Source organism: Streptomyces sp. NPDC057474 (genome assembly GCF_042802555.1).
Lineage (GTDB): Bacteria > Actinomycetota > Actinomycetes > Streptomycetales > Streptomycetaceae > Streptomyces.
Map to the genome: position 1 here is coordinate 41,104 of NZ_JBHVDX010000005.1, position 14,826 is coordinate 55,929.

At 65.3% G+C, this 14,826-nt stretch carries 11 protein-coding genes and 1 pseudogene; 4 read left to right on the forward strand and 8 right to left on the reverse strand.

What is annotated here, in order from left to right:
* Nucleotides 1–50: 50 nt before the first annotated feature.
* Both ACFU53_RS02265 and ACFU53_RS02270 read right to left on the reverse strand, forming a co-directional pair.
* A complete protein-coding gene (locus tag ACFU53_RS02265; protein WP_383985124.1) occupies nt 51–767 on the reverse strand; it encodes a hypothetical protein in 717 nt (238 codons plus the stop codon).
* 60 nt (nt 768–827) lie between these two features.
* Nucleotides 828–2,087 (reverse strand): helix-turn-helix domain-containing protein, encoded by a 1,260-nt coding sequence (locus ACFU53_RS02270; protein ID WP_383985127.1) that lies wholly within the window; start codon nt 2,085–2,087, stop codon nt 828–830.
* A gap of 241 nt (nt 2,088–2,328) precedes the next feature.
* Here ACFU53_RS02270 and ACFU53_RS02275 point away from each other — a divergent pair, with 241 nt between their 5' ends.
* On the forward strand, nt 2,329–3,261 hold the full coding sequence (locus ACFU53_RS02275; RefSeq protein ID WP_383985129.1) for a DUF5655 domain-containing protein: 933 nt from the start codon (nt 2,329–2,331) through the stop codon (nt 3,259–3,261).
* A gap of 957 nt (nt 3,262–4,218) precedes the next feature.
* Here the strand turns inward: ACFU53_RS02275 and ACFU53_RS02280 are convergent.
* Nucleotides 4,219–5,136: pseudogene (locus ACFU53_RS02280) on the reverse strand (ISAs1 family transposase); the annotation flags it as partial.
* Here ACFU53_RS02280 and ACFU53_RS02285 point away from each other — a divergent pair.
* Entirely contained in the window at nt 5,101–5,229 is a 129-nt protein-coding gene (locus ACFU53_RS02285; protein ID WP_383985290.1) for a hypothetical protein, read from the forward strand. The pseudogene ACFU53_RS02280 and the gene ACFU53_RS02285 sit on opposite strands and share 36 nt — an antisense overlap.
* Nucleotides 5,230–5,388: 159 nt before the next feature.
* Here the strand turns inward: ACFU53_RS02285 and ACFU53_RS02290 are convergent, their stop codons facing one another.
* Nucleotides 5,389–5,715 (reverse strand): hypothetical protein, encoded by a 327-nt coding sequence (locus ACFU53_RS02290; protein ID WP_383985132.1) that lies wholly within the window; start codon nt 5,713–5,715, stop codon nt 5,389–5,391.
* A 392-nt stretch (nt 5,716–6,107) separates the two neighbouring features.
* On the opposite strand from ACFU53_RS02290, the gene ACFU53_RS02295 reads away from it, so the two are divergent.
* A complete protein-coding gene (locus tag ACFU53_RS02295; RefSeq protein ID WP_383985135.1) occupies nt 6,108–9,434 on the forward strand; it encodes a hypothetical protein in 3,327 nt (1,108 codons plus the stop codon).
* A 174-nt stretch (nt 9,435–9,608) separates the two neighbouring features.
* Complete coding sequence (locus ACFU53_RS02300) at nt 9,609–10,157, forward strand: hypothetical protein (protein WP_383985138.1); 549 nt, start codon at nt 9,609–9,611, stop codon at nt 10,155–10,157.
* Between the two features lie 123 nt (nt 10,158–10,280).
* On the opposite strand, the gene ACFU53_RS02305 is transcribed toward ACFU53_RS02300, so the two are convergent.
* From ACFU53_RS02305 to ACFU53_RS02320, 4 genes are all read right to left on the reverse strand, one after another.
* Nucleotides 10,281–11,543, reverse strand: a complete 1,263-nt coding sequence (locus tag ACFU53_RS02305; protein ID WP_383985140.1) for a hypothetical protein — start codon at nt 11,541–11,543, stop codon at nt 10,281–10,283.
* Between the two features lie 773 nt (nt 11,544–12,316).
* A complete protein-coding gene (locus ACFU53_RS02310; RefSeq protein ID WP_383985143.1) occupies nt 12,317–12,640 on the reverse strand; it encodes a helix-turn-helix domain-containing protein in 324 nt (107 codons plus the stop codon).
* Nucleotides 12,637–13,752, reverse strand: a complete 1,116-nt coding sequence (locus ACFU53_RS02315; protein ID WP_383985146.1) for a tyrosine-type recombinase/integrase — start codon at nt 13,750–13,752, stop codon at nt 12,637–12,639. The genes ACFU53_RS02310 and ACFU53_RS02315 overlap by 4 nt, the downstream gene beginning before the upstream one ends.
* 110 nt (nt 13,753–13,862) lie before the next feature.
* The gene (locus ACFU53_RS02320) at nt 13,863–14,621 is read right to left on the reverse strand and encodes a DNA-methyltransferase (RefSeq protein ID WP_383985149.1); all 759 of its coding nucleotides are present in this window, start codon (nt 14,619–14,621) and stop codon (nt 13,863–13,865) included.
* Nucleotides 14,622–14,826: the final 205 nt, after the last annotated feature.

The window sequence follows — 14,826 nt, forward strand, 5'->3', positions numbered from 1 at the left end:
GGCTCTGGCAGCAACTCCGGCGCTTTCTCGTCCGACGTCGGACGGAACAGCTACACGGCACCCATGTCTGCGTGGGGGGCGTGCCAGCAGCGAGCCGACCCCACGATGTTGCCAGCGTTCTTGCGGAGCGTGAGGCGCATCGGCCAACGGCAGATCGGGCAGGGAAACCACCAGCCGTTGTGGACGGACCCGTAGGGGATCTCCTCGTAGAAGTCGACGACCCCCATCGGCAATTTCAGCTTGCGCAGTTGATCGACTGCACCCGCCGGATGCCGGATGAGGTCGGACCGGCCTGCCTCGTATGCGTTCTGCGTACCCTGCTTTCGTAGAAGCGCGTACGCCGTCTCCTGCTCGATCTCCGACTGGAGCTCCCGATCGCTGATCGCACCCGCGTCCTTGTCGAGCTTCCGTAAGGTATGCAGCAGAATCCGCTGCTCTAGATCGAGGTCGAAGGCATCCTCGGTCACCTGCCCGTCCGGGTCGACGAGCAGCAACCCGCCCAGATCCAAGGCATTTACGCCGTCCGGCAGCAGCCCAGCCAGCTCGCCTCTGAGTGCCTTCCGGAACTCGGCGAATGGCAGCGGGCTGCTGGGGCCGCGAGCCGCCAGCATCGTGCCGTGGCACTCCATCAGGGTCGCCAGACGCTGCTCCGGCTTCAAGCCGGGCAACGTCATGGCCTTCGCCGCCCGCAGGGCGGCCCGGGTGACCAGGTAGCGGACCCTGACTTCGTCAAGTGTCTGAGCATCGTCGTGCGTGGGGCTCGTCACAAATCCGCAGCGTAGACCGCGCCACTGACAATCACCCCGAGATGGAAGGAATGCCAGCTTCTAGAGTGAGTCGACCGGAAAAGAGCCGAGCCCTGTGGTATCGACCTGCGGATAGAGCTCCCGATAGTGATCGAGATACTCCGCGACATGCTGCTTACCGAGCCTGGTCAATCGCCATCGGTACTCGGCAACGTGCGTGCCCCCTGCCGCCATCACCGGCACGGATTCAACGAAGCCCCGGCTCGGCTGACCGCCCGCTTTCCCCTTGTAGCCCACGCCGATGAAGAAGAGGGACCGGCCCGCCAACCGGTCGTCCTCCAACCCGGCCGGCTCCGCCGCCGCAACCCGTGCCAAAACGCCCCACAGCCACTCCGACAGCAGATGCACCGCGTGGTCGGATTCTCGAGGCTCGCCCAGCCCGGCGCGGGCAGCTGCTCGGCCCCGGCGAGTAATCTCCACCAGTACCCGTTCCACATAACCAACGCCGGGATGCTCGACGGCGTCCTCCGTGATGATCAGCAGCCCCCGCCGCTCAAGTGCATGCACGGTCTGACCAGCGCCAGGATCGTGCACTCCACCACGCCGAAGGCGCTCCTGCAGGCGGGTATAACCCACCAGTGACGGTGCGGCCTTGAGGGTCAACGGCAACTTGCGCCACACGGCCGCTCGGGGCACTGGCAGACGCTGCACCCGTCGCATCCACATCTCGGTCTCCGTCATACGGTCATCCCGCATGATTTCTCCCAGGTAGATGCGCTGCCGCTCGTTCAACAACTCCCAGGTCTTCAGCGCAGCCTGCGAGGGGGCCTGCTGCCGCTTGCCCGGGACCTGCGGCGCCGGCTCACCTGTACGTGTGCGCATCCAGGCGTCCAGGACCATACGCACGGGCACGCCGTAGACTCTCGCGAGAGGAGCGAGCAACCTGCCGGTCGTCTGTGCATCCTTCCACCCCCGGCCACGCACCTGGCGCCCGCTCTCCAGAGCCGCCACCTTGGCTGCGGACACGCACAGCTCACGTCCGGCGGATGATGCCCGCAGCAGTTCGGCGACTCGGTCGACGGGCAGTCCAGCGGCATAACGAAGATCGATCAACGTTTCCGCACCGCGCTGAGCTCCGGTGAGCGCTCCAGAGTCGCACCCCAAGGCCTTGGCCAGCTGGTCCAACCGGGCCGGAGTGGGCGAGTGCCTGCCCTCCTCGTAGAAGAAGATCATCCTTTCCGACACCCCAGTCCGAGCCGCCAGCTCCGCTCGTGTCAGCCCCAGCTCTTCGCGCCGGGCCGCCAGGCGACTCGGGTCGATTCTGCGAAGGGGCGCGGGCATGACTCCATAAGAACCAGACTGAAGACTTCATTGCAACAGTGCCTCTGCGCCCGCTGTCGGCCTTGCCGTCGGCATGGATCAGCACTGACACCGGCGAGCCGTCACCTGAACGGCGCGTGCCGCCCGACCGCTCCGTCATCCTTGGGTCTGTCGGTCTTTGGTGGCTGCGATCTTGCGGCCGGAATAGTGCGGTACCGGTATCGATTGATCCTCCTGTAGTGATCGCAGGAGGGGGACGCTGGTGACCGACCTGAAGCTGTTCCGGCTGAATGCCGATAGCCAGGACGTCGAGCTGCGGGGTTCGACGGTGGCGCTGGAGGTGGAGCTGCAGCGGCGGGTCGAGGCGGGGATGGAGGCCATGCTCGGCATCCGCTTCCTGGCGTCGGAGTACCCGACGGGGCGTTGGCACCGGGGCCGGATCGACTCCCTCGGACTGGACGAGAACGGCACGCCTGCGCTGATCGAGTACAAGAAGGGCGCCGACAGCGGGGTCCTGTCGCAGGCTGTCTCCTACCTGTCGTGGTTGGACTCCGCGCGTCACGAGTTCGAGGCACTGGTCAAGGAGAAGCTGGGCTCCGAGGTCGCCGAGTCGATCGACTGGCGGAACCCTCGGATGGTCTGTGTCGCCGCCGGCTTCTCGCACCACGAACGAGTCGCGGTGCACCGTCTGCGCGAGCGGATCGACCTGGTGCGCTACCGCGTCTTCGATGGCGGGCTGTTGAGCCTGCTACTGATCGAGTCCACGCCCGGATCTACGAGACCGATCTCGGATCGGCGCCAGAGCCGCGAGCGGGGGGTCACGGCTGGTGCCGCCAGCGAAGGCGGGAAGACGTCCGCGACCGCGGGTGCGATTCCTGGCTGTCTGCAGGACCTTTACGCCGAGCTGGACGAGGCCCTCACCGCCTGGGGCGAGGTCGAGGTGGCTCAGCTTCGGCACTACATCGCCTACCGCCGGATGGTGAACGTCGCCTCCGTCATCTTCCGCCCGAAGCACGAGGCGATCCTGGTCTACCTCAAGGTCGACCCGGACACGGTCGAGCTGGAGGGGGGCTTCTCGCGCGATATGCGCGGTATCGGCCACCTTGGCACTGGTGACCTGGAAGTCCGGATCACCTCTGCCGCTGACCTGGAGAAGGCGGGACCGCTGATCCGGAGGGCGTTCGAGGCGGCCTGACGCAAGAAGAAGGGCGGCTGGTGAATCGGCTTCTCGATGCACCAGCCGCCCTTTGACGTCTGCAGCCCGTCGGCCCTGGCCTGGCCGCTCTCAGGCTCATGCCTCCGGTCCTGCCAGGGCGAAGTCACCCTGGGTCAGCTCTGCTTGGAGCCGCCGTTCTACCGGTGAAGTGCGGGTATTCCTGGCTGCGGTATTGGTAAGTGACTCATAGGTCCCCTCTGTTGGTAGCAGGTCCCCCTTACCAGATGATCTCTACCTCCCGCGCAACGGAGGAACCATGTTCCGGGTCGGGAGTCACGTCTGTTGTGGGCGGAACCGCCCGGCACCCACCTCACACATGCTCCGCCGGGGCCAACCGTGCCACGGGCGTCCACTGCTGGCCGCGGAAGCACGCCCGCGTTCCGGCAGCACGAGCAGGAGCAATTGTCCGAGCCAGGCGCGCAACATGCTGACACGAACGGTCCATCTGCATACCTGCGACTGGAAGCTGCGCTCACCCCGCCTCAGGCACCGGGCGTTGAGCCAGCCGGTGAAGGACGACAGCCGATGGGCTGTCACATTGCACGGCACGACCGAGCAGGGACAGGTTGGAGGCCAGCGTTTTCTCGCCAAGCTCCCTTGACATCTCCATCGTCCACACCACCCGCCGCATGGCGAACTCTTGACGAGGTGGGCCGCTGCCACGCCAGGTACCGCACCCGATCGTGAGGCACGTACCTGACGAGATCGCCACTGCTACTCCCGGCCGCCAGGTGGATCGCAGGGCTTCGGCATAGTCACATGACGTCCGGTTCGTGATCATGTGAGGCCGAGTAGGGCGAGCGGACGGTTGGGGTCGCGGGCGTTGGCGCGGAGTGCGGCGGCGATGTTGGTGGTGCCGGACAGCTTGAGGGCGCCGATGGCCAAGTTGCGCCAGGTCGCCATCGCGCGTGGTGCATTGCCGGTCCGCAGTTGGGAGGCGTCCTCGGCGAAAGTCGTGTCGCGGACGTGGTGCAGGGCCTCCACCTTCCAGTGGTCCCGGACCAGCTTGGCCAGCTGGGCGGGGGTGGACTGCTCAGTGGCCAGGCTGGTGACGGCGTAGACGGTTTTGACGGTGGTTCTGCCCGTCTTGCGGTCGGTGCGGCGGCGCTTGATCTGGAGCGCCTGGCTGGCTCCGGGGAACAGCAGGTTGTTCACGGTGGCGACCTTGATCCGGCGGATCTCGGACCGTCCGTGACCGACGTCGCGCGTGCGGCCCTGGAGCGGGATGTCCTTCCAGGGAAGGGCTTGGAGCTGCTTGCGGAGCCTCTTCTGATTGCCCTTGACGATCACGATGTAGTGGGCTCGGCGCCCGAGGAGGTAGATGGCATGCTCGCGCTGGGTGTGCAGCGCGTCGCTGGTGACGACCACGCCGGCCAGGTCGGCGACCGTCTCCAGCAGCGGCCGGAAGCAGGTGATCTCGCCGGTCTTCTCACCTACGTCCAGCTGAGCCAGCACGAGGCTGGTGGTGTGGTCCAGCGCGGCCAGCAGGTGGATCCTGCGGCCCTTGGCCCTCGCGGCGCCGCGCAGGCTCTTTCCGTCGACGGCAAGTCCTCGCAATGGGAATGCGGTAGGGGCGCGGCGGTCGGCGAGCCAGCAGCCCACGGCCCGGTCAAGTGCGTCACCGTCGATGCGGGCCAGCAGTCTGCGTACGGTCGTTTCCGCCGGCAGGTTCCGCTTCGGGCACAGTGGGTCCGGCCGCACGCCGAGGGGTTCGAGCAGCTGGGGAGGGGTGTCGACGATCCATTCGCCGACCGCCAGCAGGGAGTTCGCCCCGGCCAGCACCGCGCACGCGGTCAGCGCGAGCACGACGGTCAGGGCATGCCGCACCCCGCGCGGATCGCGCGGGTCGGGCACCTCGGCAAGCCGTTGCAGAAGGCCGGGGACTTCCCCCGGCACCACCTCTGGATGCGCACTGAGCTGGTCAAGGGCAGGCGGGATCGGCGATGATGCGTCGGCAGGCACGGTCTTCCAGGCAGGTCATGGGGCGTCGAGAACTCCATGATCTTGGAAGTCCGTGCCTGTCCGGCTTGCCGGGAGCCGTCGAGCTGGCGGAGCGTCACCAGCCGGTGCTGCGCAACCGAACCGGTCCCCGCCGGACCGTCGGTCTTATCGAGGACCATCGAGCGGCAGTTCCACACGTCGCCCGAGACCGATCTCTTCCGCCTCATCGTTCGTGACCATCGCGAACACTCCGCTCGGGATGCCCGGAACTCTGGCCACGCGGGACGCGACGGCCAGAAGATCCGCCTCAGCGGCCCCGCTGATGAAGAAGACGTACGCCTCGCCGTACTCCTCTCCTTCGTCATGCACTTCCGCTACCTCCTGTTCAGCCAGGAAGTCCTCGACCTGGTCGATCCAGGGGAAGGCATAGGAACCCTCCGGAGTGCCCGGGGCCTCCCCAAGGGGCACATGGATCTCAACGACGATGTCCATGCAGGCATGGTCCCTGGCCAGGACCCGGCTGCATCCTCCGCTCCTGGAACACCGCGAGGCGCGGCAAATCAACACGAACCGGACGGCATTTGACTACGCCGAAGCCCTGAGGTGGATCGGGTCCGGTGACAAGCAGGAGAGAACTGCATGTTGAGACAACTTCCCTCAACGGTCCACGAAAAGTCAGTGGACACATGTTCGAGCACCTTCGTAGTCTCGAGACAGTCGTACTCAAGACCGCTTTTCGGCTGCGTCGGCTCACGAAACAAAAGAAAGCTGCCCACAAAGTAAGCAGGGGGATCGTGAATTTATCAGTACAGCCTCGGCACTCTTTGAGACGGGTGTGGCTGGCATCAGTTCTAGTCACAGTTATCGGGCTGGTGATTCAGTGTATGAGCGCCGCACCAGCGGACGCTTCTGCACCCTCACCCGGCCAGCTTCGCTTCTACCTCGCTCCGAGTATCGACAGCGAAGCCGAAAAGAAGAAGACCGCGCAGCGCCTTTTGGACGGCGTGGCTCCTGACGTGCTCGGCTTGAAGGACCCAAAAGCATTCAAGTCCAAGGATCCCCGCACCGTTTTCGGTGCTGCAGTCACGTCGGCAAAGAACTCGGAAGGTTCTGATGGATCGACGGGCAGGGCACTTCGGGCTGAGGCGGCTGGGGAACCGGCCAGGGACTACGACAGTGCAGCCATGCGAAGTATGACCAAGGAAGAATGCCTCGCCAATGCAGGCACCGTTCCATTGCCGGGCGGTGACGATGTCACGTGGGTGAAGTCGCGCTTCGCTGCCTGCAATGTGGCAACCATCTACGTGGAGGTCAGCCGTCAGGGGGTTCCTACACCGGTAGGCTTCGGTTACTTCACTGCAGTGCAACGGATCACCGTCCCGTCCGGCATTCAACGTATGGTCGAGATCGAGTGGGATTTCTTCGGCGGTGGCGCAATTGGTGAACTCAATCCTGCCGCTTTCGTGGTGACGCCCAGTCTGCAGGATGAAACCGCGCCTGCGGGTATTTCGTGGGAAACCCGCAACAGATCCCTATCGAACTTTCCGATGAGCCGAACCTTCGGATCAGCAGGGATCGGCTTCTATGCCAACTACGCAGCCCGCGCCAACGCGGGGGAAGGACACTCTGGGCCTGATCACGAACCCGTTTCCTACTTCTACGGCACGTTCATGCTGATCCTGAGCGGTACGCAGCCCGGGTATCAACAGACACGTAGAGGATCGCTTCCGGACCTGGGCGCACGGTGGGACAACGCACCCTATCTGGACAACTATCAGGGTCCGGATTCGACGACGGGCGGTGGGGTCACACTGCCGTACAAGATCCCGCTCGAGTACAGCCTGAACGGCAACGAAGCCGCCGTCGCGAAACACATCAAGGAAGCGTGCCAGGATCCGCAGGTGACGTTCCCCAAGAACGCCACGAAGAGCGTCCCGGGCTGCTCCCTTGACCGCCCGCTGCACCGACTGAAGGACTCAACCCGCGCGGACAAGAACCGCACTGTCAAAAGTCCGGCCTGCATCGAGCAGGATCCGGCCTACGCGAGCAAGGGCCTTGAGTGCGACGAGTTCCCGTTTGCCTCCACCTACGAAGGCGCCGCGCAGTACGAGTGGCGGCCGAAGCAGGACTGGGAGACAAACATCGAGGAGAACAACTGGTCGGCACGCCCCGTTCTCGAACGGGACAACCGTTCAGCCGGTGGATTCCTCATCGACTTCTACAAGAAGAATCGTATCCTCGATCTTGAGGACGACGGCTTCTGGGTGAAGGTCACCGGGACGGAGGACGGGGTCCCGGAGAGTCCGCCGGCTCAGACGTCGCCTGTGGTCTCGCCGGCTCCGGACGCCAGTGGAGCGCCTGGTGCCGCGCTGACGAATCTCGACGTCAGCCCCGGCAACCGGAGAGCGCCGGTGGCGGGACTGCCGGACTGGCGCTACGCCGGCTACCGGATGGGATTGGCTCTGCCCGGTGAGGGTTCGGTCAGCCAGGATGAAACGTGTGATGTCACGCCGGCGAGAATGACAAGCGCGTATGGGGTCGTGCCGGGCGACGGCGCCGATGACACCAGCGGCATCCAGCAAGCAATCGACGACATCAAGAGGAACTGCTCGCCCACTGCCTCGGAGTTCTCCCTGAGCCGGATCTCCCTGCCGGCGGGCATCATCAACGTCTCGCGGCAGATCTCCGTCGACGCCGACTTCCTGATCCTGCACGGTGCCGGGTCCGATCCGCAGACGGGAACCCGCTTTGTGTTCCGTCCGGACGAGAACACCCGCTACGACACGATCCTGGCGGACGGCACCATGTGGGACAAGGACGCCATGACCTCCGGGCCGAACGGCACCGGCGGCTGGATCTGGCCCGGCCGCGGCCTGTTCCGGGTCCAGTCCCGGGAGGTGCACCCGGATTACCTCGGCGACTACGCCGCCGCCCCGGCCAACCGTAAGGATCTCTTCGAAGGCACAGTCAACGTGCACTGGAAGACCGGCGCCAAACTCGGCGGCAAGCCCGGCGACAGCAAATTCGCCGCACGCGCCGGCGACACCTGGGTCTACCTCGACAGCAAGGTCAACATGACCAACTGGCAGAAGTACCAGTGGGTCAACATCCGGGCGGCCAACAGCCAGAAGTTCTACGAAGAACAGCACGCCACACCGACGGAGCATCCGCTGCTGAACATGCACATGCGGCAGCAGATCTTCAAGATTGTCCAGGTCTCCACGACCGAGAAGGCCATCAAGCTCCTCAACCCCCTCGAGTTCGACGTACCCGTCAACTCCACCTCCGACGGTTCCGCCGCCATCGACGGCAAGAGCTACGACTCGAAGGCCGCGCCGCTGGTGGACCCCGTGGAGGACGTCGGCTTCGAGAACTTCTCCTTCACCCAGGAGATGCCCGGCCTCGACAAGGCCGACGCGGTGAACAACTACGGCAACATGGCCCCGGCTTACGCCATGCACGGGATCGTCTTCAAGTGGGCGCTGAACTCGTACGTGCGCGGCGTCCGCGCCGACATGGTGGGCTCACATCCGATCGTGACCGAAGAGGCCGCACAACTGAGCATCGTCGACAACCACCTGGACGGCTCCTGGAACAAGGGCAAGGGCGGCAACGGATACTTCCGCGGCTCACGGGTCTGGGACTCACTGTTCGCCGGAAACACCTCCCGTAACCTACGGCACTTCACCCTGCAGTGGTCTGCCTCCCGGAATGTAGTGATCGGCAACAGTTTCGATTCCGATCTGAACATGCACGGCGGCTGGGAGCGTAACAACCTGTTCGAACTCAATCGCATCGTGGTGCCCTTCGCCCACCGCAGCGGAAACTGCCTGAGCAACTGTGGAGACGAAACCGGAGACGATCCGGACAATGCCACCTGGTACCCCATCTGGTGGGGCGCAGGAAAGAAGGCGGTCAAGTGGTCCGGTGCATCAGGGCCGCAAAACGTCTTCTTCAACAACGAGATGATCAAGCAGACGAACCCCGAATCCAACAAATGGGTCAATTATTACCCGTTTCGACACACGATCTACCAGTTCGGCTGGGGGGCAGGTAAATGGCAACATCTGTCCGCCGGTGTTTCCGTCGGAATTCCCATCCAGGACTGGCAAGGAAGCGAACTTCGCTACTACGGCCCCAACGCGGGCGTGGACGACACCAAGAGCGATGACCAGCAATCTCTCTTCCTGGGCACGATAGTGCGAAACTAGCCCAATCCCCGCCCGGCAAGCGGGCCAGCTCGGCTCCCCTCAGTTCAACCGAGGGGAGCCGAGCGCCGTTCCCGCCTCTCCTAGCAGTAAGAGGTGCATGGAGGTAGGCGCAGACAACATCCACGGGCAGTATCTTCTGGACCAGGCAGCCTGGCATGGCCCATCATGGCAGGTATGACCTGGACGACAGAGCGCCTCAGAGTGGAATACAGGCAGTACTATCTCTGCGAGTATGGAGAATCATTCGATCCCGGGGAGATCGCCCGAATTTTTGAGGGGAACTCGCTTGTCGGCGCCGGGCGCGGATACCTGGTCATTCTGAGTGGCACACACACCGGATACCTGCGCCTGAACATCGAACTGCACGATAATGAACCGCACACAGATTTTGCGCAATGGGAGTCGGCAGTTGAGGTCAGTTATCACAGTGCAAAGGGGTATTTGTTTCTCCAAGTACCCGGAGGGGAGACCCTGCGTGAGGCCGGCAACCTGGCCCACGAGGGCCCTGGCTGGTATCGCATTCGCGTCCATACCCGGGGCCGCGATGAAGGCCAGAATTTGAGCGGGGTGGCAGATTACCCGGACGATCCGGTCGAAGATCACCTCATCTCAATCTGGCGGGCTCGTCCCAAGAAGGAGACCATCCACAAGATCGAGGACCAGTTCGGGCGCCGGTACTGGGACTCCACGAGGAAACCAGCCCCGCCTGTCCGACCTGAGTGACGTGAAGTCCACGCCGGGTCGGCAGCCACTATTCCCCAGGACATCAGCGCGATACCGGTCCGCAGAGGCTTGCTGCGACCTCTGTCCCTGGGTTCACCACGGCTTTCTTTCTTCACGTCACAGTCAGTTGATTGGCGATCGGCGGGTAGAAACGAGCCGCATAGGAAGCCTTTCGCAGCTGTTCCTTGGTGTGCTGTCTTCTGGCATCAGGGTCCTGTCGACTGATGGGCTGGCTCGTTCCGCAAGGTAGGCAGCCCAGTCGGGCTGTGTATAGGCCGCCCATTTCCGCGCTGTGTGAACATGGATGTTGAGGAGTTCGGCGAGGACTGGGGATGGCAGCTGATCCGCGAGCGCGATCAGCGCAGCGCTCCGGGCGGGGATGGTGTGGAAGCCGTGACGTCGCATGAGCAGGCTGTAGCCAGCAGTGCTGAGCGGCTGCCCGGGAAGTGTCCCCGGGAAGAGCCAAGGTCTCGCAGGCGGGCCAACGGTTGTCGGGACTGGCTGGCGGCTCTGCGCGGCGAGTTCGATCATCAGGGCTGCAGGACGTGGCGGAATGAACAAAGGCTGGCGGCCAAAGTTCAGGCGGGTGCCCTCGTCGTCATGCCGGATGTCATTCGTCTCCAGGAGCCGCACGCTGCTGGCGGGCATGCCATAGAGCAGGGTAAGTATTCTGCCCACACGGACACGTAGGGGCAGGTTGTTGTCGTTTAGGCATCGGCGCAGTTCCTGCCAGCGCTGGTCCTCGGTGAGGATCAGGGTGTCGGGCGCCTCGGGGGACGGTCGGATGTGGTGCTTGTTGGTCAGGCCGCGCTGGTGGGCCCAGGTCAGGAACGACCGGATGTCGTGCCGTCGCCGGGGGCCGGAGGTCAACCAGTGGTCGAGGTTGTTCTGCGTGACGGTGGCCAGCGTGAGTTGTTGTTCGTCGAGCCAGTCCAGGAACGACAGGATGAGGGTGACACGGCCGCGGATGCGCCCCCAACTGCTGGCCGTAGTAAGCCCTTTGGATGCCCGGTGGCGCGCCTGACGCAACAGAACCCAGTGGGTGTACGGATGAACAAGGCGGGCGTGGGCTGCTGGCCGGTCGCAGAGAATCCGCTCCAGCCATGGGGTGATCCGTTCGAGTCCTTCCTCCCGGGGGTCGAGCACGGCGGTGTGGACCAAGAGGGCGCGCACGTAGCACTCATCGTGGCCAGCAGGGAGGGTGTCGAGGAGGGCGTGGGTCACGTGCTTGCCAGCCGCGGCAAGCTCGGCGAGAAGTCGGGCGCTGGTGCTGCTCTGCAGCCAGCTGATGATCCGGGCAGGGGCGTCGGCGGACCCCACGGAGTACAGCACAGGCAGCAGCTGATCAGGAACAGTGCCGTCCGGGCCGGTGAGCAGGTCACCCAACTGTTGGCGGGCGATGCAGCGCGCGCAGGTGCTCCGGGCGTAGGGGGTGTCGCGGCTGCCGCAGGACCGGCATGGAGGCGGCAGGGCCAGCCCGACGCAGGGTCCGCAGCGTGGCTGCCCGTCGGGTGTTCGAGCTATCAGCGGTCTAACCTGTCCGCAGCCAGGGCAGGGCACCCGTGCGGTGCGGATTCTGCGATAGCAGGCGGAACACACTGGTCCCATAGGCCAGTTGGCAGCCACGATGCGTTCCGTGCCGCAGGCGGCGCAGGCACGGCGAGGCAGCGGTCTGCAGTTCACGCAGACTTGGCGCCCGTCCCCCAGCTGCAGGCATTCCTTGGTCCTGCCGCAGACGGCGCAGGACGTCAGGACGGTGGGGCGCCGGTAGCAGCGATAGCACACCTGGTCGTCCTCGTCGGTGCCGCGCCGGGCAATGCGAGCGAGGTCGCCGCACCGGTCGCACACCGCCCGCGGCTGACGCTGTCTGCGGTAGCACTGCGGGCACAGTGGTCCAGCCTCGGTGAACGCCTTGGTCGGCGCACGGGCACCACAGGCTGCACAGGCTCGTTCTGGCGGCTGCCAGCAGCGTTCGCACAGTGGCTGTCCTTCGGCTGTGCGGGCGGCGGGTATGCGGACACGGCCGCAATGGGCGCACTCCTTGACGACCTGTGCGTCATGCCGGTAGCAGCGGTGGCAGATGCCGCCCTCCGGCCGACGCGCGTCGATCCGCCCCAGGCGTCCGCAGCGCGCGCATACCTTCGGCGTCCTGGACGGGCTCATGGCTGGCCGGGGCGGCGGACCACCGAACGCCGCACTGGGGGCACCTCGTTCGCCTTCTCGCCCGCGGCCTTGGGCAGCTGCCGGTCGACGACTTTGATCTCGATGAGATCGTCCGGGGTGCACTCCAGCACGTCACACAATGCGGCCAGGGTGTCCATGCTCAGTCGCTGCGGGACCTGCGTCACCAGTCGGTAGACCTGCTCGCGTGAGAGGACCACACCCCGCTCAGCCAGCAGCGGCACCAGGTCCGAGGTCTGGAACATGCCCCGCTCCGCCATCACATGCCGCAGCTTCCAGCCGCAGCCCATCCTCCGAATCATCCCTGCTCACCCCACAACTCGTCTCGGTGTTCCGCCAGCGCCCGCAGCAGCAGACGTGTCCGGTACTCATCGCTCACCCCGGTGTACAAAGCCGTGGTGGAGGCATACAGATGACCGACCTGCTCCTGGATGAAGCGCTGCGGGTAGTCGAACTCCACCAGGTGCGTGATGTACGAGTAGCGCAGGCAGTGCGGGTCGAGCTCGGCAGGAAGCCCCGCCAGGCCGGCCACCTTCTCGAACGCCTCGTTCACCGAGCGGCGGTGCAGTCGCCCGCACCGCTCGGTCACCCACAACGCCGGATGACTCCGGCCGGCCAGCAATGGCCGTACTTCGTCCGTCCACTGCTGAAGGACCGGCACGATCCAGTCCATCTCCGGCACCAGCAACACTGTGCGCCGTTTGGGCGGACCACCCCGGCTCGACTTGCCGAACCGCACGTTCAACGCGCCGAACTGACCGAACTGCGGAGTCTTCGGGCAACGGCGTAAATCGACGCAGTCCGTGCCCACCGTCTCCTGGCGCCGCAGCCCGAACGCGTACACCGTCTTGAGCAGGGCCGCATCCCGCATCGCCGGCAGGGCGCCTTTGACGCGCCGGGCCCGGATCTGTTCCACCCGGCCGTCCGCCGAATCGAACAGGGCCTGGACCTCGTCGTAGTCCAACGGCCGTCGCCGCGGGTCGCCTTCGTAGTCCGCGATGTGCTTCACGCTGTTCCACTCGTGGAACACCTGCTGCGGCGCCGTCCCGAACCGCTCCGAGCAGACCCGGCCCCACTGGTAGCGGACGTCGGTCAGGTACGCGCAGAACAGCTGCAGCGTGATCTCGTAACTCCGCGCCGTGGACACCATGATCGGCCGCGGCCCCGAGCGGAGATCGCCGATGAATGCCTCCGCCTCCGCAGGCGTCCACTCCCATGGGTACAGCCCGGTGAACGCCACCATCCGCCGCACCAAGGCCAGCCGCGGCTCGATGGTCTCCCGCTCGTCAAGGAACCGCGCCCGCTGTTGACAGGCCCAGCCCTCCAGCATCGCCCGGAACGCCATCGATTCCGGGTCCAGCGGCACGACACCGTCCGCCAACACCAGCAGCGCCGAGCCCGGAGCCTCGATCATGCTCACCACCCACCCCGGATGATGCATACAACGCAACATTGTTGCACTCCGCTGCGTGAGCGGTAAGTCTCCTGACCGAATGCTCCAGACTCGTCTCGCTTAGGGCGTCACTATGCCTCGGGACCAGCGAGAATGAAGTCCTCGCGCCGTGCGGTCTGTTGCATCGTTTCCAATATCCGAGCTTCGGCAACGTCGGCGTAGTGCGCGGACAGCTCGACTCCGACAAACTGTCGGCTCTCGCGGAGGGCGGCGACGCCCGTGGAGCCGCTGCCCGTGAACGGGTCGAGGACGGTGCCGCCTTCGGGGCAGATCTGCACGAGCTGCTGCATGATCTCGACCGGCTTCTGGGTGATGTGGACACGGTCCTTGCGGGGCTGGGAGGCGATGAAGTGGCCGGGCAGGTAGAGATCCCGGTCCTTTTCGAGGCTGCCCTTGACGCCCCAGACAATGAACTCGGCCGACTGCTTGAACCCGCCCTTGCGGGGCCGGCTGGCGGGCTTGATCCAGGGGATCGTGCCGCTCCAGGTCCAGCCCGCCATCTGCAGGGCGTCGGACGTGGTGGGCTCCTGACGCCAGTCGGAGAAGACCATGGCGATGGAGTGCTCGGTCGCGGCCCGGTACGCCTCGGTGAGCAGTGCGGTCAGCCAGCTTCGATAGCTCCGCTGGTCGCGGTTCTCGCCGGGGAAGTTCTGCAGGTCGTGCGCCGATCCGGCCGTGACGTACTTGGCGCGGGCGGTGCGGCCGGTGCGGTCCGAGCTGGTGCGTCCGCCGGAGTTGTACGGGGGGTCGGTGATGACGGCGTTGACGCTCTCGTCCGGGAGGGTCTTCAACACGGTGAGGGCGTCGCCTCGGTGCAGCGTGTAGCTCATGTGCGGGGCCTCTTTCAGTGCACGGCGGGACTGGGCCAGCTCCGGAGGGCGGTCAACAGCAGGCGGTCGGAGCGGGGTTGCGCCGGAGGTTAGCCGCAACTTCCGGCCGCACCTAACGAGCCTGTGCCGTGGTTCGGGCCCGGTTCGGCGGTCGTTTGGTGCGGCCGGAATCCCGGTCTACTGTCTCGCCACGTCACCGAGGCGG

Excerpts from the sequence above, each read along its gene's own strand:
- ACFU53_RS02270 (WP_383985127.1), bottom strand. The coding sequence starts at position 2,087 with ATGCCCGCGCCCCTTCGCAGAATCGACCCGAGTCGCCTGGCGGCCCGG.
- ACFU53_RS02285 (WP_383985290.1), top strand. The coding sequence starts at position 5,101 with ATGCCGCACCCCGCGCGGATCGCGCGGGTCGGGCACCTCGGCAAGCCG.
- ACFU53_RS02290 (WP_383985132.1), bottom strand. The coding sequence starts at position 5,715 with ATGGACATCGTCGTTGAGATCCATGTGCCCCTTGGGGAGGCCCCGGGC.
- ACFU53_RS02295 (WP_383985135.1), top strand. The coding sequence starts at position 6,108 with ATGAGCGCCGCACCAGCGGACGCTTCTGCACCCTCACCCGGCCAGCTT.
- ACFU53_RS02300 (WP_383985138.1), top strand. The coding sequence starts at position 9,609 with ATGACCTGGACGACAGAGCGCCTCAGAGTGGAATACAGGCAGTACTAT.
- ACFU53_RS02310 (WP_383985143.1), bottom strand. The coding sequence starts at position 12,640 with ATGATTCGGAGGATGGGCTGCGGCTGGAAGCTGCGGCATGTGATGGCG.
- ACFU53_RS02315 (WP_383985146.1), bottom strand. The coding sequence starts at position 13,752 with ATGATCGAGGCTCCGGGCTCGGCGCTGCTGGTGTTGGCGGACGGTGTC.
- ACFU53_RS02320 (WP_383985149.1), bottom strand. The coding sequence starts at position 14,621 with ATGAGCTACACGCTGCACCGAGGCGACGCCCTCACCGTGTTGAAGACC.